This window comes from Chitinophaga tropicalis, assembly GCF_009758205.1.
Lineage (GTDB): Bacteria > Bacteroidota > Bacteroidia > Chitinophagales > Chitinophagaceae > Chitinophaga > Chitinophaga tropicalis.
Window position 1 is genome coordinate 76,858 of sequence record NZ_WRXN01000009.1, and the last position, 20,836, is coordinate 97,693.

Genomic DNA, 20,836 nt, shown 5'->3' on the forward strand with positions numbered 1-20,836 from the left:
ACTACATTATTCCACGAACATTCAAATTATGGAAAATATTGTCAGGACAGACGCCGGAATTACCATTGCGCCCGTATATACCACCCCCATCCCTATGCAGGAGCAGCCGGGAGAGTTTCCCTTTACACGGGGAGTGCATGCCTCCATGTACAGGGACAAGCTGTGGACAATGCGGCAATATGCAGGATTCAGCACAGCAGAAGCATCTAACCAACGTTATCATTATCTGCTGAGCCAGGGCGTTATGGGACTAAGCGTTGCATTTGACCTGCCCACACAGATCGGGTATGATTCAGATCATCCCATGGCGGAAGGAGAAGTAGGGAAAGTAGGCGTAGCCATAGATTCCCTGGAAGATATGGAACGCCTGTTCAAAGGCATCACACTGGAACAGATATCCACTTCCATGACCATCAACGCCACAGGGTTTATACTGCTGGCCCTCTATATTGCACTGGCAAAAAAACAGGGAGCAGACCTGAAGAAAATATCCGGCACCATTCAGAACGATATACTGAAAGAATATGCCGCCCGCGGCACTTTTATCTATCCTCCCAAGCCCTCTATGCGGCTCATCACAGATATTTTTGACTATTGCAGCCGGGAAGTGCCTAAATGGAATACCATCTCCATATCCGGCTATCATATACGGGAAGCCGGGGCCAATGCTGTGCAGGAGCTGGCATTTACATTGGCTAACGGTAAGGCATACCTGAAAGCGGCCCTTGAAAAAGGACTGGATATCAACGTATTTGCCCGTCGTTTGTCTTTCTTCTTCAATGCCCACAACCACCTGTTTGAGGAAGTAGCCAAGTTCAGGGCGGCAAGACGCATGTGGGCGCATATCACAAAGGAGCTGGGCGCCACAGATACAAAAGCCCAGATGCTGCGCTTCCATACACAGACCGGTGGCAGCACCCTTACAGCCCAGCAGCCGCACAACAATATTGTTCGCGTGGCCGTACAAACACTGGCCGCAACAATGGGTGGTACACAATCCCTCCATACCAACGGATACGACGAAGCTCTTTCCCTGCCTACAGAATCTGCCGCCCGCATTGCCCTCCGCACACAACAGATAGTAGGGTATGAAAGCGGTATAGCTGATACCGTAGACCCGCTGGCAGGCTCTTTCTACGTAGAAGCGCTCACCAATGAAGTAGAAGCAAAAGCCTGGGAGCTGATTCACCGTATAGACGCAATGGGTGGGGCCGTCAGTGCTATAGAACAGGGCTTTGTACAGGATGAAATAGCCCGCAGCGCTTATCTTTACCAGCAACAGATAGAGAACGGAGAAAAGATCATCGTAGGAGTGAATAAATTTACTGTAGCAGAAGAAACTGTACCCGAAATATTCAGGATAGATGACAGCATCCGCCAGGTACAGTCGGAAAGGTTACAGTCATTGCGCAGCAGGCGTAATAATGAAGTAGTTACATCGTTGCTCCAACAACTTGAAAACGCAGCGCATACAACTGAAAACCTGATGCCCATTGTCGTGGAAGCAGTTGAAAACTATTGTACACTGGGTGAGATATCAGACACACTACGCAAAGTCTGGGGTGAACATCGTTAATAATAAGTTTTCAGCCGGTGAATTGCCAATTGTATTGTAATTTTAGGCCATGCCTTTTATCTATCATAATGTTTGCCCGATATGCGGGGCTTCGAATACAAATAAAGTGCTGACAGCCAAAGACCATACAGTGTCAGGTGAAACGTTTGATATTATGCACTGCGGCCATTGCAGCGGACGCTTTACACAACGGGTACCCAACAATGAAGCAATAGGACACTACTATCAGTCGCAGGAATATATTTCGCATTCAGAAACAAAGAAGGGATTGATCAACCGCTTATACCACAGTGTGAGAAAGATCACTCTGCGTTCCAAACAAAACTGGGTAAAAGCAGCTACAGGACTGAAGCAGGGCTCTTTACTGGACATCGGTTGCGGCACCGGTGCATTCCTTCATTATATGAAACAGGGAGGCTGGGAAGTAACAGGCCTGGAGCCCGATGAAAATGCACGCCACAACGCAAAAACGCTTTACAATATAGAGGCGCAGCCATCCGCAGAGCTGTTTAACTTAGGGGCGCAGCAATTTGACGCTATCACTATGTGGCATGTATTGGAACACGTACACGCATTGCATGAATACCTGGACCAGATCCGTAAATTACTGAAACCTGGAGGTACCCTGCTGATAGCCGTACCGAACTACACCTCTCCTGACGCAGAATACTATGGCGAATACTGGGCAGCATATGATGTACCCCGCCATCTCTACCATTTCTCTCCCGAATCCATGGAAGTATTGCTCAAAGCACATAATATCAGGATAGTAAGAAAACATCCTATGGTATTTGACGGCTTCTATGTGAGCCTGCTGAGCGAGAAATATAAAACTGGCCATAGCCGCCTGCTGGCCGGCTTCCTGCATGGATTTGCCTCCTACAGGAAAGGACTTAAGGATGTAGACAGATGCAGCTCTGTCGTATACGAGTGCAAGCTGTAAAAAAATACTTACTTTATTAAATGAGGACGATAGCCATAACAGCCAGCGCTTCCGCAGGCTGCATGGACTATCGTCGTTTTGCTCATGCATCAGCTAATAAGGGATCTTATCAACTAATACAGGTAGTTCAATGCGATCAGATCGTTCGCATTGAAAGTTCTGTTACCGCCGTTAGAACATGCCAGCATCCAGGAATTAGGATCAGCACCGGTAGGAGTGCCAGGAATGTGGATAGCGCCAACATCAGCAGCTCCTTCGTTCACATTCTGGCCACAGCTGGAACGGGTAGCATAATCTGTATGACGGAAACCAATACAGTGACCGATCTCATGCTGGATCACAGAACCTACATACAATACATTGGGACTGGAACCATAAGCCTGTGGATGTGTGTTCATCAGGATGCTGTTATACGGATTGCCGGAGCTGGTAGGAAAACCGGCAGAACCCAGCGTAATATAACCACCGCTCGGGCCTTCATAGAAACCCTGGATAGTGATATTGGCAGTACCACTTGTAATGCGGCTGAATCTGATTGTCAGGTTAGCCCTGTTGTAACGGGCAATAGCTGTGTCAGCACCGGCTATAAAAGCAGAACCAAGACCAGTTACACGCACGGTGATAGTACGTGTTGAACCGGGAACAGATACGACATTGGTAGTACGGTACTGCTCATCGTCTGCTATTCTTAAGAATGGGCTGTTGATCTTTGTATTCAGGTTTTCTTCCGTGAGAACGATGTCATTCTCCACCAGGTAACCATCTTTTACTTTTCTTACATCAGAAGTGCCGAATCCCAGCGCGTGGATCTTGGCGAGGGTTTCATCGGCAATAACGGTTTCCGGAGTGGTTTCCTTAACGGCTTCTTTCTGGCAGGAGATTGCGAAAGCGCCTACGCACAGGCAAATGAAGGCGTTTAATACGTGCTTGGACATATCAGACAGATTTTGGGTTTAGATTAATGCTCATGCTTCCCGTCGGGGAAGAAATACAGAAATAAAATGAATAAGGATAGCAAAGCAGCTACCCATAAAGGAAACAGGTTATAGCAGGCCAGGCGGTCCGGAATCAGACAAGCCGGTAGCTACCCGTAATGGGTGATTACGCATACATGTGAATTTGGGTTTCAAAAATGTAGATATTATTAGCTGATCATTCGCTGAAGACAGTGCACTATCATCAGTAAATGCAGCCAACCTGGCAAAACAAAATACTTTGTATTGGTTAGCACCCGGAATCCGGGTATGGGCATTGTTCCTCTGCGTTTAGATTTTAGTTGCTCGATTCCAATATTACAACATTCCCTCTTACATTGAAAATAAAAATGACTGCAAAATAAAAGTACAGATAATAACGCAGGGAAAGGCTGAAGATGCACGCAGTATGGGGATGAAGGAATATGTACAAATAAAAACAGCCGGTAATACCGGCCGTTTCAAACATATATAAGATGATCTTATTACAGGTGGATAGCTTCACCATAAGCAACCTCAATGGCGTCTTTTACAGACTCGCTCATAGTCGGGTGCGGGTGGATAGAATCCAGTACTTCCTGGTAGGTAGTTTCCAGTTTACGCGCAGTCACTGTCTGTGCAATGATCTCAGTAACGTTGGCACCAATCATGTGCGTACCTAACCATTCACCATATTTGGCATCGAAGATAACTTTTACGAAACCTTCAGTAGCACCGGCAGCAGAAGCTTTACCGGAAGCAGAGAATGGGAATTTACCCACTTTCACTTCATAGCCGGCTTCTTTGGCAGCTTTCTCAGTGTAACCTACAGAAGCAATTTCCGGAGCGCAGTAAGTACAGCCTGGAATGTTCATGTAGTCAATCGGCTCAGGTTTATGCGCATATTTCTTTTCGTTGTATCCGATAGCTTCCACACAAACGATACCTTCTTTAGAGGCAACGTGCGCCAGCGCCTGGCCGGGAACCATGTCACCGATCGCGTAAACACCGGCAACATTGGTCTGATAATATTTATCTACCAGTACTTTACCTTTATCAGTTTTGATACCCAGTGCTTCCAGGCCCAGGTTCTCAATATTAGCCTGGATACCTACAGCGCTCAGTACCACGTCTGCTTCCAGGGAAATCTCACCGGTAGCAGTCTTTACTTTAGCTTTTACGCCTTCACCATTAGCTTCAACAGCTTCTACAGAAGAATTGACCATGATCTCAATACCTTTCTTCTTGTAGATCTTTTCCAGTTCTTTGGAGATATCTTCATCTTCAACCGGAACTATGCGAGGCATGAACTCAACGATGGTCACTTTAGTGCCCAGTGTTGCATAGAAGTAAGCAAACTCAACGCCGATAGCGCCGGAACCTACAACTATCATGGATTTAGGCTGTTTAGGCAGTACCATTGCATCACGGTAACCAATTACCTTCTTGCCATCTATCTTCAGGTTAGGCAGCTCGCGGGAACGTGCACCTGTAGCCAGGATGATATATTTAGCTTCATGAACAGCTACTTTACCGTCTTTATCAGTTACTTCTACCTGTCCTTTTGCTTTCAGTTTACCATTACCCACCAGCACCTCGATCTTGTTCTTCTTCATCAGGAACTGAACACCCTTGCTCATCTTATCAGCCACACCACGGCTACGCTTTATAACTGCGTCAAAATCAGCCGTACCTTCGCCAACGTTAATTCCATAATTTTTGGCATGCTGTATATATTCCATTACCTGCGCGGACTTTAACAATGCCTTAGTGGGGATACAACCCCAGTTCAAACAAATACCGCCCAGGCTCTCTCTTTCAACTATTGCTGTCTTAAATCCCAGCTGAGAAGCACGGATAGCAGCCACATATCCCCCGGGACCGCTACCAATTACGATTACGTCGTATGCCATATTGCTTAATTTTAATTTAAACTTGCCAAAGGTAATAATAAAATAGAAAAAGCCCGGCCAAAAATAGCCAGGCTTTTCTTGTCTCCGAGAATGAAGACCCATCAATATTTTAGCGGAGGTCTACCACCTCTACCCCGGGATATTTCTTCGGATCAAAGCTGAAAGTAGCATCTGATACGTTCCCGTTGGGAGTAAAGCTGGTGATCTCATATGTATAATGGTTACCGTTCTTTTCAAAAACCTTCATCTTGGAGATGTTCTGGTTCTTCTTATCTATAGATACGATCACCTTGAATACGTTCTTGCTCTTATCTGTAGGCGTCATTTCAATGTTCTGCAGCACTTTACCTTTCTCAGTGGTCTCTCCGTTAAGACGGTACAGGTAATCCTTATCATAGAAATTAGTGAACAATTTAGCCGGAGACAGGGATGAGCTGCTCTGATCTACATTATTGATAGTCACCTCATTAGCGTCTTTCGCGTAAGTCCAGGAAGTCTTATTATCGCTGATAATCTCCTGACCGTCAAGGTTTACCTTGTATTTATTGCCTTTCAGGTAAACAGTTCCTTTTTTCGATTCTGTCACGCTGTTATTGGCGCCTTCTACTTTGAGTATAAAATTAGCAACTACTGATTTTAAAGATGAGAATTTCTTACTTACATTGTCCAGGATGGTCTTTGCCTTCGGATCATTCTTTCCAAGACTACCTTTGGACTGAGCCATGCCGTTCATTACTACACCGCCTGCTAACATGGCCATTAATACAATTTTCCTCATTGTTGTTGAATTTAATCTGTTGTTTGTGTGACAAATGTGTCTGATCTGTTCAGACAAATGTTATGCCGATACGTCTATAAATAGTTAATAGAATGCCAAATTGCCGGCCCTCAGCCCAGGTCGTTCAGTATCTCCTCCAGGTCTGCCTCCGTCTTCACTATCACGTCCCTTGCCTTGCTACCCATGTTAGGGCCTACTATACCGGCCGCTTCCAGCTGGTCCATGAGCCGGCCGGCCCTGTTATAACCCAGTTTCATACGGCGCTGCAGCAAAGAGGTTGACCCCTGCTGGTTCTGCACAATAACACGGGCCGCCTCTTCAAACAGGGGGTCCCTGTCCTGCAGGCTGATCTCTTTCCCTTCCATCTCTTTTTCATCCACATATTCAGGCAGCAGGTAAGCTTCAGGATATGCCCGTTGCTCCCCAATATATTCTGCCACTTTTTCCACTTCCGGCGTATCTACGAAAGCACACTGCAGTCTCACCAGTTCTCCGTTGAAAGACACCAGCATGTCACCCTGTCCTATCAGCTGCTCAGCGCCGCCAATATCAAGGATGGTGCGGGAATCTATCTTGGAAGACACCTTAAACGCAATACGGGCCGGGAAGTTGGCCTTGATAGTACCGGTAATGATGTTGACAGACGGACGCTGGGTAGCAATGATCAGGTGAATACCTACAGCACGCGCCAGCTGTGCCAGTCGCGCAATAGGCATTTCCACCTCCTTACCAGCTGTCATGATCAGGTCGGCAAACTCGTCTATTACCAGTACTACAAACGGCAGATAACGGTGCCCCCTCTGCGGGTTCAGCCGGCGCTGTACGAATTTATTGTTGTACTCACGGATGTTACGGGTACCCGCCTCTTTCAGCAGGTCATAACGGAGGTCCATCTCAATACACAGGGCATTAAGGGTATGGATCACCTTCTTCGTATCTGTAATGATCGCTTCCTCTTCTCCCGGCAGCTTGGCCAGGAAATGCTTTTCTATTAGCTTGTACAGGGAAAGCTCCACTTTCTTGGGGTCTACCAGTACAAACTTCAGCTGGGAAGGATGCTTTTTATACAGCAGGGAAACAAGTAATGTATTGATACCGACTGACTTACCCTGACCAGTAGCACCTGCCATCAGCAGGTGGGGCATTTTGGCAAGGTCGGCTATAAAGTTCTCGTTATCAATCTTTTTACCGATGGCGATAGGCAACTCCATACTGCTCTGCTGGAATTTCTCAGACGCCAGCAGGTTACGGAGAGACACCATGCTCTTTTTCACATTGGGCACTTCTATACCAATAGTGCCTTTACCCGGAATAGGAGCAATAATACGGATACCCAGCGCCGAAAGGCTGAGGGCAATATCATCTTCCAGGTTCTTGATACGGGAAATACGTACTCCTGCCGCCGGAACTATTTCATACAACGTTACGGTAGGACCTACAGTAGCGCTGATCTTCTGGATTGAAATATCATAGTTCTTCAGCGTATCAATGATCTGGTTCTTATTCCTGTCCAGCTCCCCTGCATCCTGTACTATCTTTTCTGTATTGTGGTTGTCAAGAAGCTCAAGCGAAGGATATTTATAGTCGCGCAGGTCCAGCGTTGGCTCATAAGGGTCCATCTGCACAGGCTGTCTCACCGGCTCTTCCTCCTCATCTTCCTCTTCCACTACAGGCGGTTTGATCTCCCACGCCACATCTTCCGTTGCCGGTTTCTTTTTGCGGGATGCGGGTTCTACTGTCTCCTCTATATACAGCAAAGGACCGCTTTCTTCCGCCTCTTCTTCCACTTCCTCTTCAATCTCCTCCTCTTCTTCTTCGTGAACCTGGGCTGGTGGAGGAATGAGCGTAATAGATTCACTTCTTTCTATCAGCTGCATTTCTGCCGGGCCTTCAGTTTCCGAAGGCGGTGGTATCACCGATACATTGCCCTCTTTCAGACCATTCTTGCGATTATTGGCTGTGGCAGCATGTGCAGGAGGTGGGGTTGAAACAACAGCAGACTCGGGTACGGCCACAGAATCTGTTACAGGTTCTGCTTTAGGCTTACGTTCCAGCCATTTGCTGAAATCCAGGTTGTATTTCCAGATCAGCCATGCCAGTCCGGCCACCATCAGCAATAAAGCGGCTCCTGTTCGTCCGAGGAAACCACTCATCCATTTGCTGATAGACTCTCCCATGGCGCCACCCCAGGGAAAATCAGCGAAAGAAGATACAAAAGCAGCGGTGGTACTGATAAATACCAATCCGAAGAGCAGGTATTTCACATTACGCCATATGCGGAAAACCCGGCGGCCAACAATAAAATTGACCCCGAGTATAAAAAACAAATAACAAAAGAGATAGGAAGCTATACCGAAACCTTTATAGAAGAACCAGTGTGAAACGAAAGCTCCCAGGCGCCCCAGCAGATTCTCAACCTTCACATTGTCCATATCCATCAGCAGAATACTGGCTGAATAACGGAACACCTTGTCCTGGTCTTCTTCCCAGGTAAAGAGATAAGACGTGAAAGCAATGAAACAGTAAACAGCCAGGAGCAGGCATACAACGCCCATCACCTTGTGGGTACGCTCGTCTTTTACCAGTTCTTTTACCTTTACCTCTGCTTCTTTTTCCTGTTTCAGTACGTTGGGGTCGTTTCCACGAGGTTTCTTGCTCTCCGGTTTTTCTGTTTTCAGTTTATTCTTAGACATAATTATAGCGTTCCAAAATTACGGCCGCTGTTCGACATATTAAGAAATTATTTTGACAATAACGTCAGGAAAACCCCTTAATACAACAACTGTACCCATCTGGTGATAAACTCCATCACAGCAGGATTTATTGTTTCATCCAGGGCCCCGTATTCTTCTGCGCTACAGGTACGGCAGGCCTGGAACAGGTGGTTTAACCATGCGAAGGTACGGACTGTAACCAGTTGATTGCCACCTTTTATCAATCCTTTCTCAATACCTTTCAGGTTAGGCGTGGCGTCTGTAAGCAGGTCCTTTTCCCCATTGATGGCCAGCACCGGGCATTTGATCTTTCCAAGATAAGGCTCCGGATCATACTTCAACAGGGATAACGCCTCCCCGCGCACATCTGCTTCATAGGCCTCTTCTATAAAATGCTGCTGACCAGCTTTATTGGTACTATCCCCGAAATGATTGAATACCAGCTCCAGTTCTGCGAAAGCCCTTTTCTTCCTGGCGGCCGGATCCCCCTCCATTTCAAGCACATTCAGGTAACGCTGGTAGCTGCTCACATAAGCATTGATGTATTCATCCTTCTCCCCATAGGCGGCAGCGGTATGTACCAGGCGGCTATTATACAGCTTCCGGCCGTCAATTCCGGGAGAGGCCATTTCCACCAGAAAAGCGATCTTCGGATCGCCGGCAGCTACTATCTGCGCCACCACACCTCCTTCACTGTAACCCAACAGGCCTATGGCATTGGTATCTATATCCGGGCGCTGTCTGAGCCAGCTGATGGCAGTACGTACATCGCCGGCAAAATTGTAGATAGTGCTGGAATCATAATTGCCTGTACTCTCCCCTACTCCACGGTCATCCCAGCGTAAAGTAGCAATGCCACGTTTCACCAGGTAATCTGCCAGCACAGCAAAAGGTTTGTGCCCCAGTATCTCATTGTCCCGGTTTTGCTGTCCGGCGCCGGAAATCAGGATGATGACCGGGTGCACATCTTTAATGGCAGGCTTGGTAAACGTACCGCTGAGCAGAACCTTATCTGTCTTGTTGACAAACTTTACGTCCTGTACATCGTATACCTGGTTGGGTGCAGGGTCTTGCGGACGAACGGTCTTAACATCCTCTTCCTTTATTTCTTTACGGGAAATATTCAGCGCAGCACGGTTACCCACCTGTTCAAAATATCCCATATAACCATTGTAACGGATGCCCCACGCACCGGTGTATTTGAAATTGATCCTGTTAATGGTGAATTTCAGGGAATCACCTTTAAGGATAACCGTATCTATCTCAATAGGCTCCGGAGTAATGTCCGGGCTGAGCATCTCACCTGTCCATACGCCGTCCTCCTTTTCAAACTGCAGCTGCAGCCGTTGCTGCTGTCCCTGCGGGGTGCTGAATGTTCCATACCAGGTGCCGGTAATATCCTGCGCGGTTGCCGTTCCAATTCCTGCCATAAAAAGGCAGAGGGTGATCAGTTGTCTAAGCATAATTTCCTTAATGGGCAGGGGCCAACCTGCTAAGGTTAGCCCCTGGATAGATATTCAGATTCTTATTTCGTTCCTGTTTATTTCTTAAGGATAGCCAGTAACAGGCAGATCCAGCCGGCTATGAAGAACAGGCCGCCAAATGGTGTGACGATGCCTATTTTACTGAGCCCTACAGTTTCTGTAGCCTTGATAGCTGTCAGAAAATACAGGGAGCCTGAAAATAAGATGATGCCTATTATAAAACATCTGCCTGCCCACTCCAGCATACCTGCTGATGCTACCGGCAAATGTGCCGCTAAAATGGCTACTGCCAGCAGGGCAAATGTGTGATAAAACTGGTAAGTAACGCCTGTCTGAAATGTACTTACCGTCTCGGGGGGCACCAGCTCCTTCAGCTTATGTGCGCCGAATGCTCCCAGTGTAACTGCCAGTGCTCCTAACACAGAAGCACATATGAGAAATCCTTTATGCATGGCTATTGTTGTTATTATTCAGTCTCTTCGTAAATGTATCCAGCGTGATGGTCTCAGATTCAGGAATGGTAATGCTTGCCTGCTCATAGAAAGGCAGACGTTCAGCCAGCTTCTTTTCTACAAAAGCCAGCAGCTCATCGTCCGGCAGGTCCTGGATAAGCGGGCGCTTGCCCTTTTTACGCTTCAACCGCTCTACAATGAGGTGCAGGCTGGGATTCAGCCAGATAGTAACCCCGTTGTTATTCATCGTATCCATATTATCCTGGAAACAGGGCGCTCCGCCACCACAGGAAATCACAAAGTTCTCCTTGCGGGACAGCTCCTTCAGCCAGAAACCTTCCTTCTGACGGAAATAATCTTCGCCCTTTGTTGCAAAAATATCACTGATAGACATCTCCTCAGATTCAACGATCACATCATCCAGATCATAGAAAGGCAGGGATAAATGTTCTGCAAGCTGTTTGCCCCAGTATGTTTTGCCGGCGCCCATAAAGCCGAGTAGAAAGATTTTCAAATTAGCCGATTTTATAACATTAATGTATAAGGTGCCGGTACCGCTGTGATTGCCTACACCGGCCTGATGCCATGTTTCAGCACTTTAATGGCTGCTTCCACAGCCGCATTTTCAGTAGTAATAGCCGCAATGGTTGCTGCAGATTCATCTGCTTCATTTGTCCAGGTCAAACACAGGTTATCCTCCATCACATATTGCAAATATAACCGAGCAATTTTATCTGCTTTGTTAAAATTGCAGGTCAGGAAACCTTTAGACTGGAACGTAAAAGGTGCAATTTGCATATTTTCCTTAAAATCAACGCCTCCGAGGCCATACCATTTATAAACAGCCTCCTTGGCGCTCCAGCAGATGGTCTTGTGCGCCAGCCCGTGCTGACCGTCTATAAAATCCCTCTCGGCGGGCGACAGGAACTTATGAGACACCTTTTCTATCTTAGGTTTCATTTCCTCAATATCAATGCCTACCACTCTGTCACTACTCACAATGGCAGCCACAAAATCACCGCAGTGAGAAATGGAAAAATGCAGGCTATGTCCATCCAGGTAAGGCTTCCGGCTCTGCATAACCTGTATATTGGCTACCGGGAAGCCCGGGTAAAGTTCCTGCAGCAGGTACCGCCCCGCAAAATGCTGTAAACGCTTGTGCGGGTGATGAATAGCCGGGGAAATATTGACCTTTTCTTTGAAAAAGTCCTCATCCTCAGCTATCTTCCAGACTCCCAGCCGGTTGGTGGGATTGATTTGTATGGTACGTATTAATGGCATATCTTGCCAAATTAATGCAAAAAAGCTGAATGCAGATTGCTTTCTGTGCAGCCAGAACAACTCACAACTATTAACGACTAACTAATCACACCCGATCTATGATCCTGTCAGACAAAAGGATATTGGAGGAAATTGAAAAAGGCACCATCGTAATCTCGCCTTATGACCGGAAGTATCTCGGCACCAACTCTTATGACGTTCACCTGGGTAAACACCTGGCCACCTATAAGGACAGGATACTGGATGCCCGCGCTCACAACGAGATCGTCCATTTCGAGATACCCGAGGAAGGTTATGTACTCCAACCCGGCACCCTCTATCTTGGTGTAACACTGGAATATACCGAAACACACGCCCATGTGCCTTTCCTGGAAGGTAAGTCCAGCACCGGCCGCCTGGGTATAGATATTCATGCTACTGCAGGTAAAGGGGATGTTGGCTTCTGTAATACCTGGACGCTGGAAATTTCCTGCGCACAGCCGGTACGCGTATATGCAGGTATGCCTATCGGTCAGCTGATCTATTTTGTAGTAGAAGGAGAAGTAGAAACTTTTTATAATAAGAAAGGGAATGCCAAATACAACAGCCGCACTGTAAAACCGGTGGAAAGCATGATGTGGAAAAACCAGTTTTAAGCCCGGCCGCAGGCCAACTTCCCCACAAAAAAAGGTTTCGCCAATATGGCGAAACCTTTTTTTGTGCGCAATCCCTTGCGCCAATCTCAAACAATCCCCTATCTCAGTGAATTGATCCACGCCGCTATCTTCAACCCGTCAGCACGTGGCACCTGCGGCATAGGAGGCATCTCCGTTGCATAATCAGGCCAGTTCTGCGGTTTAGGATTAGCCAGCAGCTTCAGGATCTGCTCTCCGGTATATTTACGTTTGGCAATGTCTTTGAAAGCCGGACCTACCTGGCGCTTATCTGCGTTATGACAGGCATTACAGGTATATTTTGCCAGCAACGGTTTTACTTCTTCATAAACCGGCGCCTTTGCTCCCGCAGGCTTAGCCGCAGTTGCAGCTGCTGGTTTGGCCGGGGCAGGTTTTGCCGCTACCGCCACTTTGGAAGAATTATAGGTACTGGCCTGGCTCAATGCCAGCTTCTCACCTTCCGGCAGGTTATGCAGGGTATAATATCCTGTAGGATGTATCAGTGAATAAGAATGATCTTTTTCGCGCACTCCTTCCAGGGTAATGTTATGTACATAATCCAGTCTCAGGCTATCTACAATGATCCTCGCTTTCAATCCGTCTTCAGAGACCTTTACGCCTTTTACCGGGCATTTAGCAATATTCACCATAGGGCTGCCATATACTGAATGATATTTGTAGGTAAAGCTCTCAACAGAATAGGAAGCCAGGTCCTCGGCCGATTTCCTGCTCACCGGCTGTGTGAACTCTATCTCAAAACCATCAGGCATTGCTTTGATATTGCGCATTTCGAACGGTATCTTCCCATTCCATGTCAGGCGTTGCAAACCTTCGTTGGCTTCACCTGCAGAACCCCACCCACGATTGGTCTCGCCTATGAACAGGGAGTTTCCGTCCTTTGCCCACGCCATGCGTAATACACCGGACTGAAAACCACTACGGAAATCGAATGATACACCCTGGTATTCACCTTTCACTTTTTCCAGCACTACACGCATGATCTTACTTTGTCCCTGATCACCTACCAGCAGCTGTCCGGCAAAAGGACCAAAACTGCCTTCAGGTACAGGTACTATCTCTGAGTTGGAAATACCCTGTATACCGTGAGGTAGTACTACTGCAGGTAAACGCAGCTCAGGTATTTTCTTCTTTACATCCATCAGCGTTACAAAAGGCGCATTCACCTGGTTCTCCGGTTTGGTGTAATTACCTTTCTCATCTTTAGGACGGCCTTCATCCACAAAAGAGAAAAACTTCTCTGCTGTCAGCTTTACGGGCGAATTAGGTTCCTGCGTCCAGCGCAGACCTGCCGGGTGACCAATAAAATCTCCTTTCTTTACCTGCCATACACCACCGGAGCCGAACCAGTCGCCCTGGTTATCTGTATAGAACAGTTCCCCGTTTATCATTCCTAGTCCGCAGGGAGAACGGAAACCTGTAGCATAAGGCTCCATACGGCCATCTTCATAGATATGCATCATCCAGCCTCTCCAGGGGACGCGGCTTTCACCACGCCACCATTCCTGGTTACCGAAGGCAACGTTACCGGAAACAAAGAAAGAGCCGTCAGGCGCTAGTTTGGGACCGAAGCTGTATTCGTGGTAGTGACCGGACAATGGCCAGGCATAAACAGTTTCATACACATCTGCCTTACCGTCCATATTGGTATCTACCAGCTTTGTCAGTTCCCCACGCTGTGCACAATAAAGCGCACCATCTTTCCACACAAGTCCCAGCACTTCATGCAGCCCGGAGGCAAATTTGCGGAAGTAAGGTTTGCGGCTGTCGGGGTTCTCTACGATATAAATATCCCCGCGACGGGTAGACACGCCAAGATCTCCGTTAGGCATTACCGTTAGCCCTCCCACTTCCAGCAATGTGCCTTCCGGTGAGGATACTTTCATGATCTTGTAAAAGTCTTCTTCTTTAGGCGTTTCCTGGGCATATACCCCGGAAGCAACACCTGTAACCGCAGCTGCCAGCAGCGAGTATAACGCGGCCTTTTTAAGTATGTTCTTCATCTGTAATAGTCAAAAGGATTAGAAAAGGATGGAATAGCTCAGTTTACTGTGTACAGGAATGATGAGTTCTTTCAGCTCACCTGCATCACGCACCAGTGGCTGTTCGCCGCCACCATCTTCCAGCTGCAGGTAATATGATCTTCCATCGATGATATACAGATCTTTTGAAGGTGATTCAATTGTACGTCCTTCCGCCAGTTTTGCATACAATCCTGCAACAGGCGTTTCCACATTCAGCTCTCTCCTTACCCCACGTCCGTCAGGCAGTACACGCACAGCATCTTTCACTGCAGCACCATACAGGATATAACGGAAGGTAGGAAGGTCTTTATCATCCAGCACATATCCTTTTGGACGATAACCGGTACCGGTAGTATCAGTGAGCCATGCAGCCTGCGGAGAAGCCAGTTTTGCCAATGTAAAAGCTGGTTTGCCCAGGTACTGTACCGCACCACGGGGGCGGGAGCAGCCATTCCCCCTCTCATGCCACATAGGCGTGGCATCCAGGAACTCGCCACGCCATACCTGTGCTACCATGCCCCTGTCAAGATCATATGTATAGTGGATCTTTTCGGAGCTGCCTACTGAAACAGCATGCACAATGCGGGTGCCCGGAACGTCCATAAAGCTGCGCAGGATGGTGCTGGATGGGGCATCTACCAGGATAGGGTCCGCGTCACGGTCCCACCTGTTGCCGGCAGGAGTAGCCGGAGCATTGCCTCTTTTGTTGATCACCAGGTTACGGAAAGCCACAGCGCCATGGTCACCCTGGAAACGCAGCGGACCGGCAGCTTTTTCATCACCTCCTCCTATAGCGCCACGGGTTGGGCCCATCAGCTCTACGTTATCATGTATCTGCACACCGTTCAGCTCTACCAGCAGCATACGTGCATTGGCCGTTTTTTTACCGGCAGCGTCAAAACGGGGAGCCTGAAAGGAGATCTTCATATGCTGCCATAAACCGGGCGCGCGGCTGGCATTATAGCGGGGCGCATGACCATCATAACCCTGCTGACCTGCAGGACGGCTATCATCCCAGCGTTCATAGATACCGCCGTTATCACCCGGCTTGGGCACCTGCGTGGTCCAGCTGTCCAGCAGCTGTATCTCATACCTGCCCTGCAGGTAGATACCTGAGTTGGAACCCGGCGCCATCATATAATCCAGCTCAATGTCCACATCACCGTACTCCTCGCCGGAAAACAGGTCCTGACCCGGACGTTTTTTATCCGGTGTGTTCAGTAATACTCCAGTACCGCTCACTCCTGTCAGTTCATGAGGCTTGTCCAGCAGTGCAGATGCATCGCTTACAATACTCCAGCTTTTACCTGGTTCACGGAAAGAGGAAAGGTCCTGCAAAGGAATTTTACCGGTCTGACCGGCTGCAGGATGAACAGCCGCCATACCTATGCCACATAGGCACAGAAATCCCTTCAGAGACCGGCTTGCATGATTTTTCGATCTAAGTAACATAACGTTAAAATAAATTAAGTCAAAAGAGGAAAAAATAGAAATAGGAATAATGCCATAGCTTGACTTCCAAACCACAACATTACCATAGTTGAGACCTTTTGACGTGGCGCTAATATAGAGATAGTTTATTGCGGACACAAGTAAAGACAGCAGAAAAAAGGATGAACGGAGATATTTTTAGAAGAAATATTAAACGAAATGTTAACCCCATAGTCTCACATTCTATTAATTTGCACTACAACTACAACCAGATAATGCGATACTTCTTTACTGTTCTTTTGCTGGCATTCACTTATCCCGTTTTTGCCCAGACCTTCAGTGGTACTGTGTATAACAAAGAGAGAAGCCCCCTGCAGGACGCCACTATTTACAACATGCGCACAGGGCAGCACACGCACAGCAATGAAGCAGGCGCCTTCCGGCTGAAAGAGACACAGAAAGGCGATTCTGTAAAAGTAACGCATGTTTCCTACCAGACTGTTTACTTTGTAATACAACGGGAAGTGCAGCGCATAGCGCTTGAAAGATCCAACCTGCAATTGAAAGAAGTAGCTATCAACTCTACACTCAAACATCTTAACATTATTTCTGATATAGATCTGCAGACCAATCCTGTAAAATCTTCACAGGAATTACTGCGCAAAGTGCCCGGCCTTTTTATAGGGCAACATGCCGGCGGAGGTAAAGCAGAACAGATCTTCCTGAGAGGTTTTGATATTGATCATGGTACAGATATTAATATTTCTGTGGATGGTATGCCGGTAAATATGGTGAGCCATGCACATGGACAGGGATATGCAGACCTTCATTTCCTGATCCCTGAAACAATTGCTACAATTGATTTTGACAAAGGCCCTTACCATGCTGACAAAGGTAATCTTGCCACAACAGGATATGTAGCATTCAAAACAAAAGAACGGCTTGACAACAGCTCAGTAACACTGGAAGCAGGTAAATTCAATACCTTCAGGACACTGGGTATGTTTGATCTTGTAAACAACAACAAACAGTCAGCATATGTAGCAGCAGAATACCTGATGACAGACGGATACTTCGTGTCTCCTCAAAACTTTAACCGCATCAACATGATGGGTAAATACACAGCGTATTTACCGGATGATGATAAATTATCCATCTCCATTTCACATTTCAAAAGTAAATGGGATGCCAGCGGACAAATACCACAGCATGCAGTAGATGAAGGACTGATCACACGTTTTGGTTCTATTGACAATACTGAAGGCGGTAACACGCAACGTACCAACATCAATCTTCAATACCTGAAAAATATTGATGCAACTACATTTGTAAAAAGCAGCGCTTTCTTCAGTCACTATAGTTTCGAGCTCTATTCCAATTTTACGTTCTTCCTGGAAGATACTGTAAACGGAGACCAGATCAGGCAGAAAGAAGACCGTAACATTTTCGGGTTTGAATCTGCCCTTAATAAAACCTTCTCTTCCGCAGCCTCTTTACAGGCCGGCCTGGGCTTGCGTAATGATGATGTGAACAATATTGAGCTATCACATACGGTGAACCGTAAAACCACATTAAAGCAGATACAGCTGGGAGATATCAATGAAACAAACCTCTATGGTTATGTAAGCAGTGAGATCAAAGCCGGTAAGTGGCTGATCAATCCTGCTGTACGTATAGATCATCTTGAATTCAATTACGTTGACAAGCTGGCTGCTGCTTACAGCACGCAATCACAAAATAAATCCATCATCAGCCCAAAACTGAACTTCCTTTATAATCCTAGCAGCAGGATCCAGTATTTTCTTAAACTGGGGAAAGGTTTTCATAGTAATGATACCCGTGTAGTAGTAGCACAGAGTGGCCATGAAATACTGCCTGCTGCATATGGCGCAGACCTGGGGCTTATCTGGAAGCCACTTCCGTCATTGGTGGTAAATACAGCACTATGGTATCTGTACCTGGAACAGGAGTTTGTATATGTGGGTGATGTTGGTATTGTTGAACCCAGTGGTAAAACAACACGCAAAGGTGTAGATATTGGCGCACGTTATCAGCTTGGGAAATGGATCTTCATCAATGGTGATCTCACTTATACGCATGCACGTGCGAATGATGCCGCCAAAGGAGAAAATTATATTCCACTGGCGCCAAAGATCACAGCAACAGGTGGTATCAGCATCAAACATCCCTCCGGCGTTAGTGCAGGTATTAATTCACGCTACCTGGGACACAGACCAGCTAATGAAGATAACAGCATTGTGGCAAAGGGCTATTGTGTTACTGATGCAAATGTGAATTACCAGTGGGACCATCTTAGTATTGGCCTGATCACAGAGAATATTTTTAATACAGCATGGAATGAAACACAGTTCGCTACCGAAAGCAGGTTGAAAAATGAAGCGGCTCCTGTAGAAGAGATCCATTTTACGCCAGGTACTCCTTTTAATATCAGAGGTGTATTACGCTACAACTTTTAGATCAATTATATTTACTACTTTAGTCAGGTAGTTATCAATCAAACATTGTCTGCTCACTCATACAGCGATAAAGAACTTTTCAGGTTAATTTCGGAAGGCGACGAGAACGCCTTCCGGAAACTGTTTCATACCTATGTGCCTCAGCTGCGGCCATTGGCGCAGCATATTACTAAGACGCCTGCTGTTGCAGAAGATATTATCCAGGAAACATTTTTAAGGTTATGGATCAGCCGGGATAAACTGGCAGCGATAGAAAATCCCCGGTCCTGGCTGCTGAAGATCGTTTTTCACCAGTCATTCAGCTATCTGCGCAGGCAGACGGTGCATTATAAGGCTATGGATATTATAGCCGAAGGGCAGCCCCCTGAAGGATTGCTGAACAGTACCGAAGAGGCGATGGCCTATACGGCAATGACAAAGCTCATTGCAGAGGCTGTGACCCGCTTACCGCCCCAGGCTAAAAAGATCTACCTGTTAAGCAGGGAAAAGGGCATGAAGATCCAGGAAATAGCGGCAGCGCTGTCTTTGTCTCCCAATACGGTCAAGAATTCCCTGGTCAGGTCCTTACAATCCATCCGTAAGTACCTGGAAGCCTCCGGGCACTTTTTACCGTTCCTTATCCTCTGGTTATTAGAGCTTTAAAAATTTTTTAAGAATAATAGGTCCTTAATGAACAGTTGTGCGTCTGTTTAAATGGGGGCCACGTCACCAGGAAAAACGAACCACGTTAAAAATAAAAGAATTGTCTGTGCAAGATCGCTTATCATACCTTGTGAATAAAGCTTTACAGCATTCAGCTACGGATGCCGAGTTGCAGGAACTGTCTGATCTGCTGCGGGCTGATGAAAGCGGCGTAATATCCCGGCAAATAGAAGAACTGTTGCGGAAAGATCTTGTACCTGTGGAAGAGCCGTATAACACCGCTTATTGGGATAATATAGCCTCCCGTATACTGGCGGCAGACCATCCGCAGGATACACCTGTGGTCCCTATCCGGCGCAGATGGGGATGGGCCGTTGCTGCCGGCATTGCATTACTACTGATGTCGGGCAGCGCATGGTGGCTGGTAAATAAACGTAGCCCCGCACCGGCAGCCCTTACCAAACAACAACCAGAGAAAGATATCCTGCCTGGTGGCAACAAAGCTACGCTGACACTGGCAGACGGTACGGAAATACCGCTGGACAGCGCCGTTAGCAACTCGCTGGCCCAACAGGGCAATACTACTATCAGCAAACCAGGCAACGGTCAACTGGCCTATACCCTGCAGAATGGTAAGCTGCAGAACGGGCCACAGCAATACAATACACTTCGCACTCCGCAGGGGGGACAATTCCAGTTACAACTACCTGATGGCAGCAAAGTATGGCTTAATGCCTCCAGCAGCCTGCGTTATCCTACTGCTTTCAGCAACACAAGAAAAGTGGAGCTGACAGGAGAAGCTTATTTTGAAATAGCTCCTGACGCCGGCAGGCCCTTCAGTGTAAGCGTGGATGGTATGGAAGTACAGGTGCTTGGTACAGCATTCAATGTTATGGCTTATAATGATGAAGATGCCATTAAAACAACCTTATTGCAGGGGGCGGTAAAAGTGAATAGCAAACGTCTTTATCCCGGGCAGGGCGCCAGTCTTAACAGGCAGAACGGACAGATGTCTGTGCTGGATGATGTTAACACAGATGAAGTGCTGGCATGGAAAAATGGTTATATACAATTTGAAGGGAATGATATCCGATCTGTTATGCGTCTTATAGCTCGTTGGTATGATGTGGAAGTAGTATATAAGGGGACTGTGGCAGCTCACTTCCGGGGTACTGTTCCAAGTAATGTTCCTGTATCCCGGGTGTTGAAAATGTTAGAAATGACAGGAGAAGTGCATTTTGAGATAAAAGGAAAACAGATCATTGTTTCACCATAAAATATTATGCCTATTGAGTCCTTAGCTATTCATTCCTATACCACGTTATTCTCAATAATAGTCTGGCTGGCCTGCGGCCGCCAGACTGAGATATAAGATTATTCTGTACGGGGGGACAATCAAAAAAAACCGGAAGTGTTGCGACCACTTCCGGTTATAAAGTCCAGGTACAATAAAGTACAATCGTTTACGGCAATTATTCATTACTTACCCAAACCATA

16 protein-coding genes are annotated in these 20,836 nt (G+C 47.0%); 6 read left to right on the plus strand and 10 right to left on the minus strand.

Going from position 1 to position 20,836, the window contains the following annotated elements:
• Positions 1-28: 28 nt before the first annotated feature.
• Positions 29-1,576 (plus strand): acyl-CoA mutase large subunit family protein, encoded by a 1,548-nt coding sequence (locus GO493_RS19490; protein ID WP_157307909.1) that lies wholly within the window; start codon positions 29-31, stop codon positions 1,574-1,576.
• A gap of 49 nt (positions 1,577-1,625) precedes the next feature.
• A complete protein-coding gene (locus GO493_RS19495; RefSeq protein ID WP_157307910.1) occupies positions 1,626-2,519 on the plus strand; it encodes a class I SAM-dependent methyltransferase in 894 nt (297 codons plus the stop codon).
• Positions 2,520-2,632: 113 nt separating this feature from the next.
• Here GO493_RS19495 and GO493_RS19500 read toward each other — a convergent pair whose 3' ends face one another.
• From GO493_RS19500 to GO493_RS19535, 8 genes are all read right to left on the minus strand, one after another.
• A complete protein-coding gene (locus tag GO493_RS19500) occupies positions 2,633-3,454 on the minus strand; it encodes a M57 family metalloprotease (RefSeq protein ID WP_157307911.1) in 822 nt (273 codons plus the stop codon).
• A 524-nt stretch (positions 3,455-3,978) separates the two neighbouring features.
• The gene (gene lpdA, locus GO493_RS19505; protein WP_157307912.1) at positions 3,979-5,385 is read right to left on the minus strand and encodes a dihydrolipoyl dehydrogenase; all 1,407 of its coding nucleotides are present in this window, start codon (positions 5,383-5,385) and stop codon (positions 3,979-3,981) included.
• 109 nt (positions 5,386-5,494) lie between these two features.
• Positions 5,495-6,163 (minus strand): LolA family protein, encoded by a 669-nt coding sequence (locus tag GO493_RS19510; protein WP_157307913.1) that lies wholly within the window; start codon positions 6,161-6,163, stop codon positions 5,495-5,497.
• Between the two features lie 110 nt (positions 6,164-6,273).
• Complete coding sequence (locus tag GO493_RS19515; RefSeq protein WP_157307914.1) at positions 6,274-8,856, minus strand: FtsK/SpoIIIE family DNA translocase; 2,583 nt, start codon at positions 8,854-8,856, stop codon at positions 6,274-6,276.
• A gap of 77 nt (positions 8,857-8,933) precedes the next feature.
• Complete coding sequence (locus tag GO493_RS19520; RefSeq protein WP_157307915.1) at positions 8,934-10,340, minus strand: alpha/beta hydrolase family protein; 1,407 nt, start codon at positions 10,338-10,340, stop codon at positions 8,934-8,936.
• 77 nt (positions 10,341-10,417) lie between these two features.
• A complete protein-coding gene (locus GO493_RS19525; protein ID WP_157307916.1) occupies positions 10,418-10,813 on the minus strand; it encodes a DUF423 domain-containing protein in 396 nt (131 codons plus the stop codon).
• A complete protein-coding gene (locus GO493_RS19530; RefSeq protein WP_157307917.1) occupies positions 10,806-11,327 on the minus strand; it encodes a shikimate kinase in 522 nt (173 codons plus the stop codon). Before GO493_RS19530 ends, GO493_RS19525 begins: the two co-directional genes overlap by 8 nt.
• Before the next feature lie 53 nt (positions 11,328-11,380).
• Positions 11,381-12,094 carry a 4'-phosphopantetheinyl transferase family protein gene (locus GO493_RS19535; protein WP_157307918.1) on the minus strand — a complete coding sequence of 238 codons (714 nt, stop codon included), beginning with the start codon at positions 12,092-12,094 and terminating at the stop codon, positions 11,381-11,383.
• A 98-nt stretch (positions 12,095-12,192) separates the two neighbouring features.
• Here GO493_RS19535 and dcd point away from each other — a divergent pair, with 98 nt between their 5' ends.
• Complete coding sequence (dcd, locus tag GO493_RS19540; protein WP_157307919.1) at positions 12,193-12,729, plus strand: dCTP deaminase; 537 nt, start codon at positions 12,193-12,195, stop codon at positions 12,727-12,729.
• A 98-nt stretch (positions 12,730-12,827) separates the two neighbouring features.
• On the opposite strand, the gene GO493_RS19545 is transcribed toward dcd, so the two are convergent.
• Positions 12,828-14,768, minus strand: a complete 1,941-nt coding sequence (locus GO493_RS19545) for a hypothetical protein (protein WP_157307920.1) — start codon at positions 14,766-14,768, stop codon at positions 12,828-12,830.
• 18 nt (positions 14,769-14,786) lie between these two features.
• On the minus strand, positions 14,787-16,241 hold the full coding sequence (locus GO493_RS19550; RefSeq protein WP_157307921.1) for a 3-keto-disaccharide hydrolase: 1,455 nt from the start codon (positions 16,239-16,241) through the stop codon (positions 14,787-14,789).
• 254 nt (positions 16,242-16,495) lie between these two features.
• Here GO493_RS19550 and GO493_RS19555 point away from each other — a divergent pair, with 254 nt between their 5' ends.
• From GO493_RS19555 to GO493_RS19565, 3 genes are all read left to right on the plus strand, one after another.
• The gene (locus GO493_RS19555) at positions 16,496-18,697 is read left to right on the plus strand and encodes a TonB-dependent receptor (protein WP_157307922.1); all 2,202 of its coding nucleotides are present in this window, start codon (positions 16,496-16,498) and stop codon (positions 18,695-18,697) included.
• 45 nt (positions 18,698-18,742) lie between these two features.
• Positions 18,743-19,339 (plus strand): RNA polymerase sigma-70 factor, encoded by a 597-nt coding sequence (locus GO493_RS19560; RefSeq protein ID WP_157307923.1) that lies wholly within the window; start codon positions 18,743-18,745, stop codon positions 19,337-19,339.
• A gap of 106 nt (positions 19,340-19,445) precedes the next feature.
• Entirely contained in the window at positions 19,446-20,615 is a 1,170-nt protein-coding gene (locus tag GO493_RS19565; RefSeq protein ID WP_198315772.1) for a FecR domain-containing protein, read from the plus strand.
• Positions 20,616-20,836 lie beyond the last annotated feature (221 nt).

Bases quoted from the DNA above. Each gene is read 5' to 3' on its own strand.
- GO493_RS19520 (WP_157307915.1), bottom strand. From the start codon at position 10,340: ATGCTTAGACAACTGATCACCCTCTGCCTTTTTATGGCAGGAATTGGA.
- lpdA (WP_157307912.1), bottom strand. From the start codon at position 5,385: ATGGCATACGACGTAATCGTAATTGGTAGCGGTCCCGGGGGATATGTG.
- GO493_RS19535 (WP_157307918.1), bottom strand. From the start codon at position 12,094: ATGCCATTAATACGTACCATACAAATCAATCCCACCAACCGGCTGGGA.
- GO493_RS19525 (WP_157307916.1), bottom strand. From the start codon at position 10,813: ATGCATAAAGGATTTCTCATATGTGCTTCTGTGTTAGGAGCACTGGCA.
- GO493_RS19555 (WP_157307922.1), top strand. From the start codon at position 16,496: ATGCGATACTTCTTTACTGTTCTTTTGCTGGCATTCACTTATCCCGTT.
- GO493_RS19495 (WP_157307910.1), top strand. From the start codon at position 1,626: ATGCCTTTTATCTATCATAATGTTTGCCCGATATGCGGGGCTTCGAAT.
- GO493_RS19550 (WP_157307921.1), bottom strand. From the start codon at position 16,241: ATGTTACTTAGATCGAAAAATCATGCAAGCCGGTCTCTGAAGGGATTT.
- GO493_RS19515 (WP_157307914.1), bottom strand. From the start codon at position 8,856: ATGTCTAAGAATAAACTGAAAACAGAAAAACCGGAGAGCAAGAAACCT.
- GO493_RS19510 (WP_157307913.1), bottom strand. From the start codon at position 6,163: ATGAGGAAAATTGTATTAATGGCCATGTTAGCAGGCGGTGTAGTAATG.
- GO493_RS19500 (WP_157307911.1), bottom strand. From the start codon at position 3,454: ATGTCCAAGCACGTATTAAACGCCTTCATTTGCCTGTGCGTAGGCGCT.
- GO493_RS19545 (WP_157307920.1), bottom strand. From the start codon at position 14,768: ATGAAGAACATACTTAAAAAGGCCGCGTTATACTCGCTGCTGGCAGCT.
- GO493_RS19490 (WP_157307909.1), top strand. From the start codon at position 29: ATGGAAAATATTGTCAGGACAGACGCCGGAATTACCATTGCGCCCGTA.
- dcd (WP_157307919.1), top strand. From the start codon at position 12,193: ATGATCCTGTCAGACAAAAGGATATTGGAGGAAATTGAAAAAGGCACC.